Raw genomic sequence first — 19589 nt, 5'->3', positions numbered from 1 at the left:
TTCGTGATCAGGGCGCTGCCGGCAGCATCGAAGCGAAGCCGTCCCGGTAGGTGGGGTAGCCGAGGTCGCCCATGAGCGAGCCGAAGCGAGTTCCATCGATCCGTTTGCCGCCCGGCTTCGCATCCTCGACATGGCCGGGGACGGGCACGCCGAGGCGGTCGGCGATGAAGGCGGCGACGTCGCCCATCTGAGCAGGCAGGGAATCGACAGCGTGGACCAAGTCCGGCGGTTCCGAGTCAAGCGCCAAGCGCTCGAGGCCGTGGACCAGGTCGTCTCGGTGGATGCGGTTCGTCCACCGCTGATGGTTGAACTGCTGTCCGCGTCGCACGGAATCGATGAGACGGGTGCGGCCAGGTCCGTAGATACCAGCCGGGCGGACGATCGTGAGGTGGTCGAAGAGCTCGGCCGCCTCGGACTCGGCCGCAGCGAGGACCTCACCCGGCCCGGACCCTGGGGCGAGCGGAGCGTCTTCGGTGATCACACGCGTCGGGTCCTCAGCAAGGACACGCGTGGAGGAGACCAGGACGACTCGGCCCGGCTGTGACTTAAGCACGCGTGCGAGACCTCTCAGCCCGTGGAGGTAGGACCGTTCATATCCGGTCCGAGTCGGTTCGTCCGAAGTGAGAGTGATGACGACCGCGTCGAGTGCGTCCAGTCGCGAATCGCTGCGGACCGGGACATCGGCCCTATCGCAGTCGGGTGCTCCGAGGCGGGAGAGGTCCATGCTGATCGTCTCGAAGGCGTCGGGCAGTTCGGCGACGCGTCGGCGCAGCCCGATCACCTGGTGCCCTTGGTCGACCAGTCGCAGGCCCAGCCGAGTGCCCAGGTCTCCGCACCCGGCCATGAGAATCCTGCGTCCGTTCGTCGTGCTCATTTCGTCTCACTCTTCATCCGGTCATAGGCGGCCAATGCCGCCTGGCGCGATGCCTTGAGATCGACGATCGGCTCGCGATCACCGTGCGAGCGTTCCGCCCGGGTGAGACCGCCCGGACCGCGGCCCAACCACCTGCCCACGTACTCGTTGTTGGGATCGAAACGCTCACGTTGGCGTTCGGGATTGAAGATCCGAAAATACGGGGCCGCATCCGCTCCGCACCCTGCCACCCATTGCCACGAGACGGGGTTGTTGGCTTCATCGGCATCGACGAGCGTGTCCCAGAACCACTGCTCGCCGTGCCACCAGTGGATGAGCAGATTCTTCGTCAGGAGGCTCGCCGTAGCCATCCGCACCCGATTGTGCATCCATCCGGTCTGCCACAACTGAGCCATGCCGGCGTCGACGAGGTCGATCCCGGTCGTACCGCTGCGCCAATGGTCGAGTGCCTCAGGGTCATCCTCATAGGGGAAGGACGCGAATTCCGGCCGCATCGTCTCGGACTCGACGGCCGGCAGGTGATAGGTCAGGTGCCAGGAGAACTCCCGCCAGTAGAGCTGCCGGATCCATGCATGCCGGTCATCGGCGCTCATCTCCGGCATGTCCAGGGCCGCAGCCAGCAGCTGCCGCGGGGAGAGTTCGCCGAAGCGCAGTCGCGGCGACAGGCCGGACGTGCTGTCAGGGTCGGCGGGGACATCGTGCGAATCGGCGTAGCCGTCGACCCCGTTGCTCAAGCAGGTGAGCTCACGGGCCGCCTCCCGGCACCCGGGGTTCCAGTGCTCGGCCACGGTCGTCCGCCACCACTGCGGAGTCCTCGCCGAGGCGAAGCTGCCCGAACCCGTGTCGGTTCCGTCGAGGAGACCGAGATCGTCGAGGTCGCGGACCCAGGAGTGATTGTCCAGGTTCTTCCGGTCTGCCTCAGTCAGGGGGCTCTGTTCGTCGGGCGGCGGCAGGACCTCTCCGACCTCGCGATCGCGCACAGCGTTGAAGAACGGCGTGAAGACCTTGTAGAAGTCACCGCCCTGCGGGCTGACCGTCCAGGGCTCGACGAGCAGCGAGCCGGTATGAGAGTGCACGGCACGACCGGCATCCGCCAGGTCCGTCTTGATCTGCGCGTCGAGGCGACGTGCAGCCGGCGCATAGCGGCGCGACCAGCGCACAGCATCGACTTCCAAGTCCGCAGCCGCCTGCGGGACGATGTCGGCGGCGGGGCCTGCTGCGAAGAGCAGCGGGATACCGAGCTGTGCGAGTTCGGTCTCCAGGACGCGCAGCGATTCGTGCGCCCACCAGCGAGCGGCTCCTCCCAGCGGGCGTGGGCCCAGGCCGTCGTCGCCGCGGCACTCCCTGATCCAGAGGCCGATCACCTGCCCGTCGTCGCAGGCCGCTGTCAGGGCCTCGTGGTCCTCGACACGCAGGTCGTCGCGGAACCATACCAGGGTGAGGTGCTCAGGGTCTGTGCTCGCTGGGGGAGCCGCGATCACAGCTGGTTCGCCCAGTCAGCGTTGCTCAAGGACAGCTCATCGGCCATTCCGTCGAGGAAACGGATGACGGCATCGCGTTCGCGGTGGCTGAGGCGGGCGGCGGCGTAGATGCGTCTGGCTTGGGAACGCCCCACGGTCTCTCGTGCCGAGCGCGCCGTCTCCGCGGTGATCTCGATGGCGTAAGCTCGGCGATCACTGGGATGCAGCCTCCTGACGACATGCCCTTCACGCTCCAGGCGATTGATCAGCTTCGTCACCGAGGCCGCCGACATGGACATGTGAGCAGACAGCATCTTCGGCGTCACTACCGAATCCTGCCGCTCCGCAGCGAGGAGATAGTGCAGGGCGTGCATGTCCTGTTCGCTGAGCTTCATGAATCTGCGTGCAGCCTCGGAGAGTCTGCGCTCGGCCTCGCGCAGTCGGGCGAGTGAGTTCATGAGTCGAGCGATCTGCTCGCGGTCGGCATTCGACAGGTCGGAGGAGTCGATGAGGTCGCCGGGAAAACTGTTCTGCGATCCGTTGTACATGTTCTCTGTGATCGGGTCGTGAGCGCCCGCGGCCTCTGATGACTCCATGCCGCAATCCTACTGATTCCTGCCCCTTGAGCGTAGAAGAATAACCCTCCGTATATAGTACACCGAAGCGTAGTATATACGGAGGGTTATTACATCGTGAGGATGTCAGCTGCTGGTCGAGTAGACCTGCTCGGAGCCTCCGGTGCGCACCCGATTGCGGCGGCGGGTCTCCGGGCTCGTGCCGCGCGAATCGGATGAACGGCGGTTGGCCGGCTGACCGGAACGCGAAGCCGGACCCTGACCGCCGGAACGGCTGCCGCGAGCCGACTCGCGACGGCGGCTGCCCTCGCCGCCGCGACCGGAAGCATTGCTGCGACCGCCCTGGCCCGAACCGGTGCCACGGTTGTTCTGGCGGCTGGAATTGCCGTTGCGCTCTCCGCCGTTGCCACGGGACTTCTCTCGGCTGCGACCCGACTCGTCGGCGGTGCCATCGCGGCCCGCGCTTCCACCGCGTCCGCCACGGCCGCCTCGGCGACGGGACGACCGGCCAACGGACTTCGCCGGTTCGGTCTTCTTGCGCGGCTGGACGGGTTCCTTCGGTTGCGGGGCGACGTATTCGGCGATCTCACCGACGAGCTCGGTCACCTCGGGGGACTCTGCGGTGACCTTCTGCGGGGTCGCTTTGATGGCGGCCTTGCGCAGGAGGATCTGGGTGTCCTTGCGCTCTTCGGCAGTCATCACCGTGACGACGTCACCGGCGCTGCCGGCACGTGCGGTGCGACCGGAACGGTGCAGGTACGCCTTGTGTTCGGTCGGAGGATCGACGTGGACGACGAGCTCGACGGAATCGACGTGGACACCGCGGGCGGCGATGTCTGTGGCCACGAGCACCTTCGCCTCACCTTCGGTGAACGCGGCGAGGTTGCGATCGCGGGCACCCTGCGACAGGTTGCCGTGGAGGTCGACGGCGGGAATGCCCGCTGCCGTGAGCTGGCGGGCGAAGCGCTTGGCCCGGTGCTTCGTGCGAGTGAAGAGGATGCGGCGGCCCGTGCCGGAGGCGAGCTTGTGTACGAGTTCGTTCTTGTCGTCGACCGACACCTCGAACACGTGGTGGGACATGGCCGAAACGTGGGAGGTCGCCTCGTCGACGGAGTGGAGGACCTCGTTGTGGAGGAAACGACGGACGAGTTTGTCGACGTCGTTGTCCAAGGTGGCGGAGAAGAACATCCGCTGTCCCTCAGCAGGGGTCTGGTTGAGGATTCGGGTGACTCCGGGCAGGAACCCGAGGTCAGCCATGTGGTCGGCCTCGTCGAGGATGGTGACCTCGATGTTCTCGAGCGTGAGGATGTCCTGCTGGAGCAGGTCCTCGAGGCGGCCGGGGCAGGCCACGACGATGTCGACTCCGGCCTTGAGTGCGACCTCCTGTCGACGCTGCTTGACGCCGCCGAAGATCGTCGTCGTCCGCAAGCCCACGGCCTTGGCCAACGGGTCGATGACCTCGGTGATCTGCGTGGCGAGCTCACGGGTGGGAGCGAGCACGAGTCCGCGCGGATGGCGGAACTTCTGCGAACCCTTGCCGGATTCGGCCAGTCGGGCGACGAGCGGAATGGAGAATGCCAGGGTCTTGCCGGACCCGGTCTTTCCGCGGCCGAGCACATCTCGGCCGGTCAGCGTGTCGGGCAGAGTGTCCTGCTGGATCGGGAAGGCCTGGGTCTTGCCTTCCTTGCCCAGCGTGTCGACCAGCTTCTGGGGAACACCGAGCTCGGCGAACGAGGTGGGGGCTGGGGAGGCCTTCTTCGTGCGATTGCCCGAGGCGTTGGCGGCGGTTGTGGTGGTGTTTCTGTTGCTGCCTCCGCGGGTGCGGGGGCTGTGGGGATTGGTGTGAGTCTGTGACGTAGTGATGGGGTGGCCCTTCGACGTGCCGGAGGGCGTGCCGGTGCCGTGAATGGGTGGCAGGCAGCCGCTTCCGGTCATGGAATGAGCGCTGTCGGCGCTCTCGATCGCCGAGAGAAAACGGCTTCGGAAATGCGCGGGTGCTTTCACCCAGCTGCAGAGGCGAGGCGTCCTGACGACGCAGGGAACCCGAAAACGGGTTCGCAAGTACCTCAAGTATACCGCCGGCAGAGCTGGGAGCAGAATCCGCCGGTGCGCAGCCTGGCTCCGACCGGTCTAAGCCGGACGCTCGAGGCGCTCAGTCTCAGGCGACAGGTCGGGAGCGGGGTCCGGCGCGACGCCGAGGGCAGGGGCAGGTTCGGGCTCGGCGGTTGATGCAGGTTCGGCGACAGGTTCGGGCTTCGCGGCGGGCTCGGGATCGGCGACGTGGAGTGCGGAATCCATCTGTTCGAGGGCGGGCGCGACCGGCCGTGAACGGGTTCGGCGATGTCCTGTCACCCGAGCGGCGAGCATCACCGAAGCCCAGCCGATGCCGATGCCCGCGATGTCGTCGAGGATGTAATGCCATCCGAAGTAGAGGGTGGCCACGACCGTCACACCGAAGAAGATCCAGGTGAACACCTGGACGGCGCGATGCTGTTTCGTCAGCGTCATGAACAGAGCAGCGGCGAAAGTGACGGAGACGTGAAGCGATGCGAACGCGGCGACACCCTGGATGGAGTCACTGCCGATCGGGTTGCTCAGGTAGTCGAGGCGAGTGTCGATGAGTGACTCCTGGAGCTCGCTGACTCCGGTCTCGGGCAGCGCCCGGAAGACCTCTGGGTGGCTGAATACCGGACCGACCGACGGCAGGAGATAGTAGCTGACGGTGCCGAGCACCCAATTGAGACTCAACATCGTCGTATACCAAGCGCCGACGGCGTGTCTGCGATTGAGTACGAGGACCGCGCCGAGGCTGATCGGAATGAGCGGCAGGTAGGCGAGGTAGGCGATCGACAGGAGGTTCGCCGCGATGCCGGTGCCCAGGAGTTCGTGCAGGAGCACGGCCGGAGTGTTTCCGCCCATGAGCCAATGGTCGAGGCGGAACAGCTGCTGATCGAAGAGGGTGCCCTCGCGGTACACCGGCAGCACGCTCTTGAGATTGCGGTAGGCGACGTAGCAGACGTAGAAACTCAGCAGCCCGGCGCCGATGCACAGCAGACGGTGGGTGTTCCACTCTTTCTTGGCGATGTCGACGACAGACGTCGGCAGATTTCGCCACCCGTTTCGCCTCACCGTTTCCACGATCAGCCCGGCACCGATGAATCCGAGAACCAGCAGAGGCAGACGGATGTATGAGGGGCCGAGGAATCCGTCGGGGTCCCGCAACGGGAGATCGAGGAAGAGGGAGGAGAACACGGCGGCCGCTCCGACGAGGAGGGACAGCGCCATGGCAAAGGTGTAGGGCCAACGTCGCAATCTGGTCATCGGAACACCGTAGTAGTTCACTTTTAGTACATCTTCGGATTTCCCTCGGAGGCGGCTGACCGGAACCCCGTCTCGCCCGCGTCGGCGGGGCAGAACAGAATGGTTCACCCACTGTGCGGCTCGCGGCATTAGTGTTGGTTCATGACAGAAGGTCCATTGAACGCGCCCCCGAATCGCGATGACCCGATACCCGAGGGACTCAGACTCGGTGCCCGCTTCACCGGATACCTGCTGGTGATCATCGCGGGAATCACAGTCGCGATCTTCGTGGCACTGCAGGTCGCGCAGATCGTCGTTCCTTTCCTGGCCGGGCTCGTCCTCTCTGCCCTCCTGGTGCCCATGTCGACGTTCCTGCAGCGGCATCGGTGGCCGAAGTGGTTGGCGGTGGTCACCGTCTGGGTGGTCGTCCTCGGCCTGTTGGCCGGGCTCGTCCTCCTCATCACCTTTCAGATCAGAAGTGAGATACCTGAGATCCAGAAGCAGGTGGCGACGACCCTGGACGCGGCGAAGCAGCTCTTGGCCACGCAGCCGTTCGGAATCACCGAAGCCAAACTCAACGACCTCGTCGATTCCTCGGGGAAGTGGCTGCAGGACAACGCCGCCGGTCTCGGCTCCGGTGCCGCCGAGGTGGGCACGACGGCGGCTCATGTCATCGAAGGCGTGATCATCATCCTGTTCGTCACCCTCTTCGCGCTCATCGACGGACGCGGCATCTGGACCTGGGTCGTCAACATCTGGCCGAAGAAGGCGCATGCGCGGATCTCCGCGGCCGGTGAGGCCGGTTGGAAGACGCTGACGAACTTCATTCGGATCCAGCTCGTCGTCGCGGCCAGCGATGCGATCGGAATCGGAGTGGGTGCGCTGATCCTCGGCGTCCCCTTGGCGGTGCCGATCGCCATGGTGGTCTTCCTCGGTGCCTTCGTGCCGTTCGTCGGAGCGATCGTGGGCGGAGCGGTCGCAGTGGGCTTGGCACTGCTCTTCAACGGCTGGGTGCACGGCCTGATCATGCTCGGGATCGTCATCGTCGTCCAGCAGCTCGAAAGCCACGTCCTGCAGCCGTGGCTGACAGGACCCACAGTGAAGATCCACCCCTTGGCGGTGATCCTCGGTGTGACAGCGGGAGCAGCGGTGGCGGGCATCGCCGGGGCCTTCTTCTCCGTGCCGGTCATCGCGACTCTCAATGCGATGATCCACGCGGCCAAGGACTACAGAGTGGGACAGCGTTGAGACGGGCCGGGCCACGGCTGAATCGAGTGCGAATCGTCAAGGGCGCTCTTCGGCGTCTGCTCGACGACGAGTGCCTCGACAGAGCAGCCGGGCTGAGTTTCTACGCTCTGCTCTCCGCTGCCCCGGCGATCCTCGCCATGGTGTCGCTGCTCGGCGTGGTCGGGGAAGCCGAGTCGACCACGAAGGCGGTGCTCTCCCTGGTCCACGGAGTCTCGGCCGAGGCGGCCACGGCGATCCGCCCGTTCATCGTCGAACTCACCGAGTCGTCCTCGGCCGGAGCCACCCTCATCGGCAGCCTGCTGCTGGCGATCTGGTCGTCGTCGAAATACATCGGCGCATTCGGCCGTGCCCTGAACGCTGTCCACCGGGTCGAGGAGACTCGGCCGTACTGGAAGTTCAAACCGCTCATGCTCCTGATGACCGTGGTCACGCTCATCGTCCTGGCCGCTCTGGGGCTGCTGCTCGTGCTGTCCGGGCCCATCGCCGAAACGCTCGGCGAGCTCATCGGAATGGGCGCGGTCGCCCTGCTGATCTGGAACGTGGTCAGATGGCCGGTCTTCGTCTTCTTCGTCATGCTGCTCATCGCCCTGCTCTACTACGTGACCCCGAACGTCACGCAGCCGAAGTTCCGGTGGGTCAGCCTCGGTGCGTTCGTCGCGCTGCTCGTGCTGCTTACCGTGTCGGCCTGCTTCGTTCTCTACATCAACAACTTCAGCAGCTACAACGTCACCTATGGGTCGATCGGGGGAGTGATCGTCGGGCTCGCCTGGGTGTGGATGGTCAACCTCTCGCTGCTCCTCGGCGCCGAGTTCGACGCTGAGATCGAACGCGAGCGGCAACGGCAGTCCGATGGTGCCGCAGATGTGCTGTTCCGGCGGCCGACGCGAGGCAGCTATGCGCATCGGGACAGCCGTGGGGGCGTCGCGCCTGAATGACGAGGGACCACTACCCGACGGGCTACAGGACGAGGCATTCCCGCCAGCGACCCCTGGCCGTCAGCTGCCGCCGCGCAGCTCTCTGACGATACGCGTGCGTGCTGATCTGCCGACTGGGGTCGGCAGCAGCGGGAAGACGTGGACGGCACCGACCTGCTCGAGGAAGGTGACATCTGCTCCGGCGGCGCGAGCCTTATCCAGGAGAAGGTGCGCGTCGGGATTGAGGATGTCACGGGTACTCGAGCACAACACCATAGGTCCCATTCCGTGCATGTCACCGTTGAGGGGGCTGACCCTAGGGTCGGAAAGGGGGAGATCCCCTCGCCACTGGTCGGCCAACCAGCGGACACCGTCGACTCCGAGCCAGGGGTCATCGGGGAGCACCTGAGGGATGCGCGGGTTGGACAGTGTGAGGTCCAGCGCTGGGGAGATCAGAAGGGTCCGGAGGTCGTCGACCCCTCGGTCGCGAAGAGACACGGCTGCAGACAAAGCTACCTGCCCGCCTGCAGAGTCCCCGCCGACGATGATCTCCTGCCGCAGCGGCGTCAACATGTCGTGCAGGTGCAGCACAAGTTCATTGGCCTGCGTCGCGGAACCGTAGGGCAACAGCGTCCAGATGGGCACCGTGACTGCGAGGCGAGATTCTGCGGACAACTGGAAGAGCAGGGTCCAATGATGCGAGGTGATTTTGTGCACCCAGCCGCCTCCGTGCAAGTAGATGAGCTGCGCGGTGGCCCCGCCCGTTGTGGGAGTGATCGTGTAGACGGGTACACCGTTCTGGCGCTCGACGGTGACGGTCACATCCGGGCGGATCTTGGCGGGCGGGTTGTAGGAAGCAGGCCGCAGAGCCTGCTCTTCGACCGCCTTACGTGCGCCCGCGACGGTGCTGAATGGGGCGTTGGCTCGCGTCAGCCGAAGGTAGGCGGGAATGAGTGCGTCGGGAATGACCATCGGTTCGCTTTCGTCCAGGTGTCGGTGTCTCAGCTCAGCTGGTGGCCGGCGAATGCAGCGGCGTGGCGCAGCACATCGTTGGCGTCGTAGAGGACGCGGCCGAAGTGGAGGAACGAGTGGAGCACATGCGGGTACTCATCGAACTCGACTTCGTTGCCCGCCCGTTCCAAAGTCCTGGCCAGCGCGCGGCTGTCATCGCGCAGCGGGTCGAGCCCGGCGACCGCGACGAACACCGGAGGCAGACCGGACAGGTCAGCGGTGAGGTGTGCGACAAGCGGTGACTGTTCGTCCTTGGCGGTGGGGAAGTAGTCGTCCATGAAGTTGTTGAGGTCGTTGGCGCCCATGCCGTCCCAATCCCCGCCGAAGAGCCGACGGCTGGCGGAGTCGCTCAACCCGTGACTGCCGTAGATGGGCAGGAGCGCGCGAAGAGATTCAAACGCTGCCGGAGTCGCGTCGATCGTCTCCGGCTCATCGCGCAGCAGCAGTGCCACGCCCATGGTCAGGGCGGCGCCGGCCGAATCCCCAGCGACGGCAATCTGAGAACCGTCGATGTCGAAGTCGTGGCCGTGACGAGCGAGGTGGTCGACGACGCCGGCACACTCGTGTAGAGCCTGTGGGAACTTCGCTTCCGGTGAGAGCGAATAGTCGACCCCGATGACGGCGAACCCACCGGTGGAGGCGAGCACCCGCATGATCCGATCATGGGTGTCGAGGTCGCCGACGGTGAACCCGCCTCCGTGGAGGAACACGAGCCCGGGCAGGGCCGCCTCGGTGGTGGGGCGATGGATGCGGATCGGAACGTCGACCCCGGCGGTGCGGATGTGGTGATCATCGGTGCGGGCCATGGTCGGGCCACCTTCGTTCCACAGCGTGCGTTCGGTCCGGTATTCGGCGCGTTTGGCGGCCAAGGATCGAGCGGCAGGGGAGAGGTCACCGGCGGCAGCGGCGAAATCCTCGCCGGCTCGGCGGCACGCGTCGGCCCGAGAGGCCTGGACAGCCATGACCTCGCGCATCTGTGGCGACATCGATGCCACGATGTCGGCAGGAATAGTGGCCAGCAGCGCTTCGGTGAGCGCGGGGTCGACGGTCACGCCGGGAATCATCAGCCTCATTCTTGGTCGGCGGCATTGATTCCCAGCTTAGCGAGGCCAGCGTCGGCGGCCACGGTAGGACTCACCTGCGAAGATCCGGAATATCCGCCGATCGACGCTGTTATGCCAAGGGGATTGTGACACCAGCCCGTCACCGCCGAAGACACTGCAGGAGCGAACCCTTGACCGAACACATGCGTCGACACGAAACCGATCACGAAATCCCATGGTCACTGCCGATCGTCGTGCGCCGGTCCAAGACCGCCATCGCTCGCCACATCGACGTCCTCGAGGCCACCTCTCGTGCTGTCGTGACCTTCCTCGACGATCCGCGCTCACAGCCGGACGGGGACTGGAACGAGGCCGTCGAATACTGGCGCGACGGAGCGATCCGCAAGGTCGTGCGCCGCGGTGACGGGAAGAAGCTCGAGGACGCACGGGCACTCGGGTGCGTGAGCGTGACCCTCGGCGGCACCGACGATTTCGCTCCCGCCGAGGCGTTCGTCTTCGCACCCGGCCCCGTTGAACCCCTGCCACCGGAGCTGAAGAAGCTCCAGGTCGGCGGCACCGAGTTCCCGGATGAGGGCGAATCCTCGATCCCCGCCGCCGAGGCGGTCGTGACGATCGAACTCTCACCCGAGCTGACGCTGACGACCGGGAAGGCCGCCGCGCAATGCGGACACGCCGCGCAGCTCGCGTTCGAGCAGATGCCCGACGATGTGCGGGACCGTTGGCGTGAGTCGGGGTTCAGCCTGCGCGTGCAGACTGCGACGAAGGACGCGTGGGCGGCGAACGAGCAGCAGATCAGCGTCGTCGACGCCGGGTTCACCGAAGTCGATGGGCCGACGGAAACGGTGCGGGCCTCGTGGTGAGGCCGCTGTTCGCGAGGACAAGACACCCCCTTCTGTGCTGTTCCCGTTCGCCGGGAGACATGCCGCGGTGATGGTCGGTGAGGCCCGGGCGCCGGGGCTTCGGAGTCTTGACAGCTGACGGTGCCAGGACAAGCCTGGAGGGCCAGGCCGGGCCACGTCGCAGCACGTCGGCTGGGCACATTCGACAAGCGAGTATTCGTGAGGAGAAGGCACATGGCGACCTCCGTCAGCGACTTCATCATCGATCGGCTCATCGCCTGGGATCTGCACCACTGGTACGGATACCCCGGCGACGGCATCGGCGGCTTCGACGGGGCCATGGGCCGAGCGCAGGACGAGGGCAAGGACTTCACCTATGTGCGCCCCACCCACGAGGAGGAGGCGGCGTTCATGGCCACCGCCCACGCGAAATTCACCGGTGAGGTGGGCGTGTGCGTCTCGACCTCGGGCCCCGGCGCCATCCACCTCATGAACGCCCTCTACGACGCCAAGGGTGACAACGCCCCAGTCGTGGCCATCGTCGGGCAGCAGGCGCGAGTGTCGTTGGGTTCCGAATTCCAACAGGAGATCAACCTCGAACGACTCTTCGCCGACGCCGCGGTGTTCGTGCAGACAGTGGCCGCGCCGATGCACGCGCAGCTCGTCGTCGACAAAGCCGTCCGCATGGCCAAGGCCTACCGCGGTCCGGCCGTCGTCGTCCTGCCCGCCGACGTCCAAACGATGGACATGGAAGAGCCGGCGGTCGAGCATTTCGTCTCCCGCACCGGCATCGGCTACGCCGAGGACCGCCTGCGACCCGACGACGACGCGCTCGCCCGCGCGGCCGAAGTCCTCAACAGCGGTGAGAAGGTCGCCATGCTCGTCGGACAGGGCGCGATCGGAGCGACCGATGAGGTCATCGCCGTGGCGAAGCGCCTCGGTGCTGGTGTGATCACCACCCTGCTGGGCAAACAGGTGGTGCCCGGTGATGTCGACTTCCACACCCAGCAGCTGGGTCTGCTGGGATCGCGGCCGAGCTACGACATGATGCAGAAATGCGACACCCTGCTGATGGTCGGCACGAACTATCCCTACGGCGAATTCATGCCGCCGACCGGCCAGGCACGTGCCGTGCAGATCGACCTGTCGCCGCGTCACCTGGGAATCCGCTATCCCACCGAGGTCAACCTGTGGGGCGACGCGAAGACCACGCTGGCCGCGCTGCAGTCGCATCTGAGCCAGCACGAGACCGGGTGGCAGGAGAAGATCGCCGATGAGAACCGGGCGTGGATGAAGGAGAACACTCGGGTCGCCATGACCGAAGCCGACCCGATCAACCCCCGCCGGGTCTTCGTCTCCCTCAACGAACATCTGCCCGAGAACGCGATCATCACCTGCGACGCCGGCAGCACGGCCGACTGGTACGGCTTCCACATCGACCTGGGACCGAACCAGATGGGCAACCTCTCGGGCCGAATGGCGTCAATGCTCGCCGCGATGCCCTATGCGCTGGCCGGCAAGTTCGCGCACCCCGATCGCCCGGTGGTGTGCACAATCGGTGACGGAGCCTTCCAGATGATGGGAATGAACGGTCTGCTCACCGTCAAACGCCACTGGCGGGAATGGTCGAACTCCACCTTCGTCGTCCTCGTCATCAACAACGGCGACCTCAACCAGGTGTCCTGGGAGATGCGGGAGGCCGGCGACCCGAGGTGGGACACGGCCCAGCTGGTCGAGTCGATGGACTACGCCGGATATGCGGAGCTGCTCGGGCTCAAAGGCATCCGCGTCGACGATCCGGAGAAGATCGACGCGGCCTTCGATCAGGCATTCGCCGCCGACCGGCCGGTCGTCCTCGATATCCGCTGCGACCGCAACACGCCGCCGCTGCCGGCCCACATCGCCTTCGCGCAGGCCAAAGGACTCGCGGAGTCGCTGCTGGCCGGTGACCCCGAGCTCGGGCAGGTGGTCAAGCAGAGTTCACGGGCCACCGCCGCACGGCTGTTCGCACGCATGGGCCTGACCTCGGATGACTGAGGAGTTCTCTGCGCGCTGCGAGTACGCTGCCGAACCCATCGTGGGCGGCTGAGCAGCAGGTCTCCTGAACCACGACCGCGGACACCGGTGATCCGGTGTCCGCGGTGGCAGCTAATCTGGGTGGGTGGGCGCCGGTTCAGGTCTCGGGCGCCTCGTCGAGGTCTTCGAGCTCTTCTTCGGTCAGCGGCCGCGTCTTCGTGCCGTTGCCGAATTCATCGAGGTAGATGACGTGTTTGACCATCTCACCGGTCTCTTCGTCTTCGACTTCGATGATGTCACCAGGTTGGGTCGCTGGCTGGTAGAAATCCTCATTGACTCCGGTCATCGTGACCACCTCCTATAGGTATCTTCACCATACGATGCTGTGATCTGAGTCTCAAGGGTTCCTATTGCTACCTGACGGCGGCCCAGCAACCTCGCGCCAGGTTGCTGGGCCGCCGTCAGGTAGCAATAGAGGGTCTTCAGGGTGCGGACTCGGTAGTCTGAGTTCATGGAACGACAGAGATTTCACACCACCGGAGGTCGCGATCGCAATGTCGCCGAGGAGGCCCGTCCCGGAGAGGACGAGTTCCGCGTCGATATCGAACGGATCCGGTTCTCCCCGTTCTTCTCCCGCCTGGCCTCGGTCACCCAGGTCATTCCGCAGGCCGGATCCGGCACTGTCATCCACAACCGGCTGACGCATTCGCTCAAGGTCTCCGCGGTGGCCCGGTCGATCGCGATCACGTTGAACAACGCTGACGATGCGACCCGGGAAACGGTCAGCCGCCTCGGAGGGTGTGATCCGGTTGTCGTCCAGGCGGCCGCGGCCGCCCACGATCTGGGGCACCCGCCGTTCGGCCACCTCGGCGAGAAGGAACTCGATCGGGTGTCGCGGCAGGTGCTGCGCCTCGAGGACGGATTCGAGGGGAATGCGCAGACGTTTCGGATTCTCACCGCCCTCGACAGCTGCGAGGCCACGGCGCGCGGTCTCAACCTCACGCGCGCGATTCGGGCCGCGGTGCTCAAATATCCGTGGGAGCGCGGGGAATGGACCGGCGACCGGGCGTCGTCGGCGGCGCGGATGCCACGCGGGGTCGGCGACGATGTCAGTGAGGGAGCGATGAAGTTCTCCGCCTACGCCACCGAGGTCGAGGAGATGGCGGGCGTGCTCTCGGCGTTCCCGGCGATCGGGCAGTATCAGCAGACGCTCGAGTGCGCGGTCATGGACGTCGCCGACGATATTGCGTATGCGGTGCACGACCTGGACGATTTCTACCGGTCGAACGTGCTGCAGTACACGGCTGTGTCCGCTGAGCTCGGGCGGTGGCTGCGCGATCATCGCGAGTTGGCGGCCCTGGACTCTGCGGAGTTGGATCGGCGCCGTCCTGGCCATGCCCTCGAAGCAATCCGGCGACACATCGGGGAGAAGGATCCGTGGATTGCCTCGGAGGAGGCGTTCCGAGAGTCGGTGGAGCGAGTCAACCGGGACCTTGTCGAGGGACTTCTCGGCGTTCCCTACGACGGGGGACTGGAAGCCGACCGGGCGGTCACCGGATTCACCCGGCGGTGGATCGACCGGTTGCAGGCCTCCATCGTCGTCGACCCGGACCCGCATATCCGCAGCGGTCACGTGCGGCTGAGCCAGGAGGCTTGGCACGATGTCGTGGTGCTGAAATTCGTGCATTCGCGGTTCGTGCTCGAACGGTCTGACCTGGCCGTGTATCAGCGTGGGCAGACGCGGATCATCGCGTCCCTGGTCGAGGGATTCCATGAGTGGCTGCTCGATCCGGATGAGGCGACGCGGATTCCCAGGCGTCTGGTCGATTCCGTCGAGGCGGCCACGCAGGAGTATTCGGATCTGTACGCGCGCAACCCTGCTGCGTTGGGGGAAGAAGGCGCGGCCGGGATCGTAAGGCGTGGTCGAGCACGGGCGGTCGTGGACTACATCGCTTCGTTCACCGATGCGCAGGCGATGTCGGTCAACGCCCTGATCACCGGTGCCTCGGAAGAGCCGTGGGAGGCCGGGCGCGGGTTGTAGGTCTTGTGCGTCGGGGTCGGGGCTCACCGCGGTCCCTTGTCCGCGGTCCCTTGTCCGCGGTCGAGGCCGCGGCCTGTTGTCGGCGGTTAGGACCCGTTGTCAGCGGTTAGGAAACGACGGGCATGCAAACGGCGGGGCCGGAGTTCTCACTCCGACCCCGCCGTTGGCGGTTTCAGCTCAATGACTGAGCTGGGTCACCCTCAGTGCTTACCGGCCGAGGCGCGGTAACGGCGGGTTGCCCACACCGCTGCTGCGCCGCCGGCGAGGAGCAGTGCGGCGAATCCGACCATGGCCGGGAGGCCGTCGGCACCCGTCCGCGGCAGGTCGCCACCAGCATTGCCCGAGGCGTTCGTGCTCGAACCGGCCGAGGCGTTCGCTCCGGATCCGGCGTTGGCTGCCGAACCTGCGTTGGCCGATGCGGCCTGGTCCGAATCAGCCGAAGCCTCATTCGCATCGTCTGCCGACGAAGCGTTGGCCTCGTCGCCGTCGGCCGAGGCGTTCGCCTCTGCGCCTTCAGCGGCTGCGTCAGCCTCAGCGCCGTCTGCCGCTGCCGAAGCAGAAGCCTCCGAGGAGGAGTCCGCCGTCGACGCTGCCGAAGCGGCGGCACCGGCGTTGGCGTTGGACGCGGCCGAAGCCTCCGCATTGCTGTCATCCGAGTTATCGGCGTTTGCGGCGGCGTTGGCTGCCTGCTGCGCCGATGCGTTCGGATCCGATGTCGCATCCGCCGAGGTCTCCGAGGAGGCCTCTTCGTTGGCGGCGGACTCTGCGGCTGCCTCGGCGTTCTCATTCGCTGCTGCCGATGCCGTGTTGTTGGCATCGTTGTCGGCTGCTGCCTGAGCGGCTGCCTCGGCGACTGCATTGCTGTTGTCATCGGCATTGGCCGAAGCCGAGGCCGATGCGGCAGCGTTCACATTGGCGTTCGCGTCGGAATCATCCGAAGCGGTGGCCGCGGCTCCGTCATCAGCTCCGTCGGCATCCGCAGCGGCTTCAGCCGAAGCTGCAGTCGAGGAGTCGGCGTTCGCTGCCACCGAAGCGGCTACCGCTGCATTGGCATCGGCTTCCGCGGTGGTGTCTGCGGTCGCAGAGTCCTCATCGTTGCTGTCGGCCGTTGCCGTTGCTGCGGCCTGGGCTGCAGCGTTGGTCTCGGTCGTCGCGTCGGCTGAGGTCTCTGAGGTCGCCTCTTCGTTGGCGGCCGATTCGGCAGCTGCCTCGGCGTTCTCGTCCGCCGCTGCAGATGCTGTGTTGTTGGCATCTTCATCGGCCGCGGCTTCGGCTGCTGCCTGAGCAGCAGGGTCCGTGTCAGCGTCAGCCTGAGCGGATGCAGCGGCCGAGGCCGAAGCATTCGCGTTCGCGGTGGTCTCATTGCTGGCATCTGCGACCGTGGAATCATCCGCATCTGCTGCAGCCGAGGCCGAAGCTTCCGAAGAGGAGTCCGCCGTCGCTGCGGTGCTGGCTGCTGCCGCCGCGTTGGCATCGGCCGCAGCCGAGGTATCAGCGTTGGTCGAATCCGAGTTGTCGGCGTTCGCGGCGGCGTTGGCTGCCTGCTGCGCCGAGGCGTTCGGATCTGATGTCGCATCCGCCGAGGTCTCCGAGGAGGCCTCTTCGTTGGCGGCGGACTCTGCGGCTGCCTCGGCGTTCTCATTCGCTGCTGCCGAAGCCGTGTTGTTGGCATCGTTGTCGGCTGCTGCCTGAGCGGCTGCCTCGGCTGCCGGGTTGCCGTCGTCATCGGCGTTCGCCGAAGCAGAAGCTGATGCCGCGGCATTCACGTTCGCATCTGCTTCATCAGCTGCATCCGCGTTGGGATCGGCATCAGCCGATGGATCGGCGTCGGCGTCTGCCGCTGCGTTCTCCGATGCGGTGGCTGACGAATCTGCCGTCGAGGCCGCCGACGCAGCTGCCGCCGGGTCGGCGTTCGCTGCGGCGGAGGATTCCGCATTCGTGTTATCGGTGTTGTCGGCGTTCGCTGCGGCCTCGGACGCGGCTGTCGACGACGCGTTCTCGTCTGTCGTCGCGTCGGTTGAAGCGGTGGTTGATGCGTCTTCCGTCGCCGCAGCCTCAGCCGCAGCTTGTGCATCCTCGTCGGCGGCGGCCGAAGCGGTTGACGTGGCGTCGTCGTTGGCCGCGGCCTGCGAAGCTGCCTGGGCAGCTTCGTTGCCGTCGTCATCGGCGGTTGCCGATGCGGCAGCCGAAGCCGCTGCGTTTGCGTTCACATCATCGTCACCGGGCTCCTCCGGAGCATCCACGGTCGCACGAACCGAGGACGAGGCCAGATTGATGTCGATGGCACCGGGGCCGGGAAGCAGTTCCAGGCTCACGGCGTTGACTGTGAAACCGTCGCCGTTGACACCGTCGACGTAGCTGTTCTCAAGTGCAGACTGAGCGCTTGTACCTTCCTGCTTCGAGGGCACAGGCGACTGCTCGTTGACCGTGAGATCGACGACCTGGTTGAGAGCCTCGAATACCGGATCGAGCGAGGTGAGAATCGGATCGATGACTCCGGTGATACTCTTCGAGAGCTCGTCCGAGGTCGTACTGAGGATCCCGCCGATGAGTGGTTTGGTAATGCCGAGAACTGCATTGATCACCGGAGTGGTGATTGCGTTGAGAACTCGACCCACATCTATATTGGTTCCTCCGACGCTGATCTTGAGGTCAGTCGTGACGGTCGGCTTTGTGTTGTCTGTCCCCGCCAGTTGTCCAAGGGTTGCGTCGACCGTGACTTTACCTCCGGCTGTCTGCCCAAGCAGTGAAATCGAGGCTGGGAGGTCAATGACAAGGTGGACGTCGTTGAGCGCATCGGAGACAGTATTGGTGAGCTTCTCGGTCAGCGCGCCGAGCGCATCAGATACTGCGGTCGTGATCTTGGAGATCGTCTCCGAAGTCAGAACCTGAGTGTTCGGGTCCAGACCGTTGAGATCTTCGCCGTTTCCTCCCTCGACGACCTTGGCAAGATCGATCTTGATCTTTCCGGTCTCGAGATCGATGGAAACGATGCCGGACTTGTCTTCGAGCTCCTTGTTGATGAGGTTTTCGACGATGCCATTCAGGGCATCTCCGACCTCGACGGACACCTTGGTGTCAGATCCTCCGACTTTCACCGAAGCCAACAGCACGTCGAGATCGAGGCCGATGCCCGCCAAGGAATTGACCAGGCCCTCATCGCCGATAACCTCTTCGAGAGTGCCGCCTGCACCGTCGACGACCTCCGTCAGCGCACCGGAGATTCCTTCGACAGCCGGGCTCGAAACGGTCAGAACGCCATCAGCGACGACGTATTCCGGAGTGTAGTCAGTGCCGTTGCTGTCCGCGGTCGAAGCAATCGCGCCAAGCTCGAGACTGAGATCGTCCACGACTTGATCGGTGACACCGTCAAGGCCGAGCTGTTTGAGGACAGCGGTCAGATCGACATTGGCGTTGCCGAAGTCACCATTGTTGATGTCGTCGAGGTTGAGGGCACCGTCAGACCCCACGGCGCCGGCACTGGCCTTCGCGTTGTCGTACTTCGGTGCGTGCCCATAGGCATTGAGTGCACCGGCGTTGCCGAGGTGCAGCAGCCCGCCACCGTCAGCGTCGCTGACAAGCGGCAGTGAGACTCCGTCACCGAGGCTGACCTTGAGCGCATTGAGAGCTTCGACGTCGAGAGGAGTAGAGCTGGCCTCTGTGCTGTCCGGTGAGCTGCTGTATGCCGAGGCTGCGTCGGCGAGCTGTCCGCCGAAAAGCTCGGACTGGATCAGCTGACCCCACGCTTCGGCGTCTTGCTGGGGTCCGTTGTCTGGTCGGCCGGCGGCTGCCGCCGGGGACACGGTCATTGCTGTCAGCGCGAGCGCCGATGCCGCGGCGACAGACCCCACCGCGATCTTACGACCGGTTCCGGGCCGGCCTCTCAGTATTCTCATGGTTCTCCACATCGTTCGGATCCTGATCATTTCCAAGCACGGCCTGGACGGAAACGGGCAGTTTCCTGGCAGATCCCTCACAACATTACGGAGTAATGAAAAAGTAATCAGTGAATCACAAGAAAAGTTACCTCGTCGTTATAGTTACGCTCAGGTAGCTCTGCGACGCCGTTGCAGGTATCTGTCGACGACAGCATCGTGCGTGCCTCAACCAATAAACAACCAGGCGGCAGGCTTATGGACTCCAGGCGAATCTTACGGGTCAGAAAGCGTCACGGTCATAGTTGAGTCATTGAGACAGCTCCTGATTGTCACGGATTGAGACACAGAGGTCTGCGCTCGAGGTCGACC

General features: G+C 65.2%; 14 protein-coding genes. 5 read left to right on the top strand and 9 right to left on the bottom strand.

Annotated elements, in window-relative coordinates:
* Positions 1 to 7 precede the first annotated feature (7 nt).
* The 5 genes from AC3CD9_RS10645 to AC3CD9_RS10625 all read right to left on the bottom strand — a co-directional run bounded on the left by AC3CD9_RS10645 (position 8) and on the right by AC3CD9_RS10625 (position 6230).
* The gene (locus tag AC3CD9_RS10645) at positions 8 to 874 is read right to left on the bottom strand and encodes a Rossmann-fold NAD(P)-binding domain-containing protein (RefSeq protein ID WP_488363843.1); all 867 of its coding nucleotides are present in this window, start codon (positions 872 to 874) and stop codon (positions 8 to 10) included.
* Positions 871 to 2355, bottom strand: coding sequence for a cryptochrome/photolyase family protein (locus AC3CD9_RS10640; RefSeq protein WP_488363842.1), 1485 nt, complete (start codon positions 2353 to 2355; stop codon positions 871 to 873). The genes AC3CD9_RS10645 and AC3CD9_RS10640 overlap by 4 nt, the downstream gene beginning before the upstream one ends.
* Complete coding sequence (locus tag AC3CD9_RS10635) at positions 2352 to 2930, bottom strand: MarR family winged helix-turn-helix transcriptional regulator (protein WP_488363841.1); 579 nt, start codon at positions 2928 to 2930, stop codon at positions 2352 to 2354. The genes AC3CD9_RS10640 and AC3CD9_RS10635 overlap by 4 nt, the downstream gene beginning before the upstream one ends.
* A gap of 105 nt (positions 2931 to 3035) precedes the next feature.
* Entirely contained in the window at positions 3036 to 4844 is a 1809-nt protein-coding gene (locus tag AC3CD9_RS10630; protein WP_488363840.1) for a DEAD/DEAH box helicase, read from the bottom strand.
* A 195-nt stretch (positions 4845 to 5039) separates the two neighbouring features.
* A complete protein-coding gene (locus AC3CD9_RS10625) occupies positions 5040 to 6230 on the bottom strand; it encodes a phosphatase PAP2 family protein (RefSeq protein WP_488363839.1) in 1191 nt (396 codons plus the stop codon).
* 141 nt (positions 6231 to 6371) lie between these two features.
* Between AC3CD9_RS10625 and AC3CD9_RS10620 the strand changes: the two genes are divergently transcribed.
* Both AC3CD9_RS10620 and AC3CD9_RS10615 read left to right on the top strand, forming a co-directional pair.
* A complete protein-coding gene (locus tag AC3CD9_RS10620) occupies positions 6372 to 7457 on the top strand; it encodes an AI-2E family transporter (RefSeq protein ID WP_458310767.1) in 1086 nt (361 codons plus the stop codon).
* A 26-nt stretch (positions 7458 to 7483) separates the two neighbouring features.
* Positions 7484 to 8392, top strand: coding sequence for a YihY/virulence factor BrkB family protein (locus AC3CD9_RS10615; protein WP_488363838.1), 909 nt, complete (start codon positions 7484 to 7486; stop codon positions 8390 to 8392).
* Between the two features lie 60 nt (positions 8393 to 8452).
* Here AC3CD9_RS10615 and AC3CD9_RS10610 read toward each other — a convergent pair whose 3' ends face one another.
* Both AC3CD9_RS10610 and AC3CD9_RS10605 read right to left on the bottom strand, forming a co-directional pair.
* Positions 8453 to 9343 (bottom strand): alpha/beta hydrolase fold domain-containing protein, encoded by an 891-nt coding sequence (locus tag AC3CD9_RS10610; RefSeq protein WP_488363837.1) that lies wholly within the window; start codon positions 9341 to 9343, stop codon positions 8453 to 8455.
* Between the two features lie 29 nt (positions 9344 to 9372).
* Complete coding sequence (locus AC3CD9_RS10605) at positions 9373 to 10446, bottom strand: alpha/beta hydrolase fold domain-containing protein (RefSeq protein WP_488363836.1); 1074 nt, start codon at positions 10444 to 10446, stop codon at positions 9373 to 9375.
* A gap of 170 nt (positions 10447 to 10616) precedes the next feature.
* Between AC3CD9_RS10605 and AC3CD9_RS10600 the strand changes: the two genes are divergently transcribed.
* Both AC3CD9_RS10600 and AC3CD9_RS10595 read left to right on the top strand, forming a co-directional pair.
* Positions 10617 to 11306 carry a peptidyl-tRNA hydrolase gene (locus tag AC3CD9_RS10600; protein WP_488363835.1) on the top strand — a complete coding sequence of 230 codons (690 nt, stop codon included), beginning with the start codon at positions 10617 to 10619 and terminating at the stop codon, positions 11304 to 11306.
* A 213-nt stretch (positions 11307 to 11519) separates the two neighbouring features.
* Positions 11520 to 13322 carry a thiamine pyrophosphate-requiring protein gene (locus tag AC3CD9_RS10595; protein WP_488363834.1) on the top strand — a complete coding sequence of 601 codons (1803 nt, stop codon included), beginning with the start codon at positions 11520 to 11522 and terminating at the stop codon, positions 13320 to 13322.
* Between the two features lie 136 nt (positions 13323 to 13458).
* Here the strand turns inward: AC3CD9_RS10595 and AC3CD9_RS10590 are convergent, their stop codons facing one another.
* On the bottom strand, positions 13459 to 13647 hold the full coding sequence (locus AC3CD9_RS10590; RefSeq protein WP_488363833.1) for a hypothetical protein: 189 nt from the start codon (positions 13645 to 13647) through the stop codon (positions 13459 to 13461).
* Between the two features lie 165 nt (positions 13648 to 13812).
* On the opposite strand from AC3CD9_RS10590, the gene AC3CD9_RS10585 reads away from it, so the two are divergent.
* Complete coding sequence (locus AC3CD9_RS10585) at positions 13813 to 15342, top strand: deoxyguanosinetriphosphate triphosphohydrolase family protein (RefSeq protein ID WP_488363832.1); 1530 nt, start codon at positions 13813 to 13815, stop codon at positions 15340 to 15342.
* 200 nt (positions 15343 to 15542) lie between these two features.
* Here AC3CD9_RS10585 and AC3CD9_RS10580 read toward each other — a convergent pair whose 3' ends face one another.
* Positions 15543 to 19238: a choice-of-anchor G family protein gene (locus AC3CD9_RS10580; RefSeq protein ID WP_488363831.1), complete on the bottom strand. Its 3696-nt coding sequence runs from the start codon at positions 19236 to 19238 to the stop codon at positions 15543 to 15545.
* Between the last annotated feature and the right edge of the window lie 351 nt (positions 19239 to 19589).

It is taken from the genome of Brevibacterium sp. MGP-B1, assembly GCF_057766545.1.
Note: the sequence above shows the minus strand (reverse complement) of the source record. Positions and strands in the feature narration are given on the sequence as shown.

What these genes read in the sequence shown, in the direction of transcription:
- AC3CD9_RS10645 (WP_488363843.1), bottom strand. Translation starts at nt 874, where the DNA reads ATGAGCACGACGAACGGACGCAGGATTCTCATGGCCGGGTGCGGAGAC.
- AC3CD9_RS10635 (WP_488363841.1), bottom strand. Translation starts at nt 2,930, where the DNA reads ATGGAGTCATCAGAGGCCGCGGGCGCTCACGACCCGATCACAGAGAAC.
- AC3CD9_RS10630 (WP_488363840.1), bottom strand. Translation starts at nt 4,844, where the DNA reads ATGACCGGAAGCGGCTGCCTGCCACCCATTCACGGCACCGGCACGCCC.
- AC3CD9_RS10625 (WP_488363839.1), bottom strand. Translation starts at nt 6,230, where the DNA reads ATGACCAGATTGCGACGTTGGCCCTACACCTTTGCCATGGCGCTGTCC.
- AC3CD9_RS10620 (WP_458310767.1), top strand. Translation starts at nt 6,372, where the DNA reads ATGACAGAAGGTCCATTGAACGCGCCCCCGAATCGCGATGACCCGATA.
- AC3CD9_RS10610 (WP_488363837.1), bottom strand. Translation starts at nt 9,343, where the DNA reads ATGGTCATTCCCGACGCACTCATTCCCGCCTACCTTCGGCTGACGCGA.
- AC3CD9_RS10605 (WP_488363836.1), bottom strand. Translation starts at nt 10,446, where the DNA reads ATGATTCCCGGCGTGACCGTCGACCCCGCGCTCACCGAAGCGCTGCTG.
- AC3CD9_RS10595 (WP_488363834.1), top strand. Translation starts at nt 11,520, where the DNA reads ATGGCGACCTCCGTCAGCGACTTCATCATCGATCGGCTCATCGCCTGG.
- AC3CD9_RS10590 (WP_488363833.1), bottom strand. Translation starts at nt 13,647, where the DNA reads ATGACCGGAGTCAATGAGGATTTCTACCAGCCAGCGACCCAACCTGGT.
- AC3CD9_RS10585 (WP_488363832.1), top strand. Translation starts at nt 13,813, where the DNA reads ATGGAACGACAGAGATTTCACACCACCGGAGGTCGCGATCGCAATGTC.
- AC3CD9_RS10580 (WP_488363831.1), bottom strand. Translation starts at nt 19,238, where the DNA reads ATGAGAATACTGAGAGGCCGGCCCGGAACCGGTCGTAAGATCGCGGTG.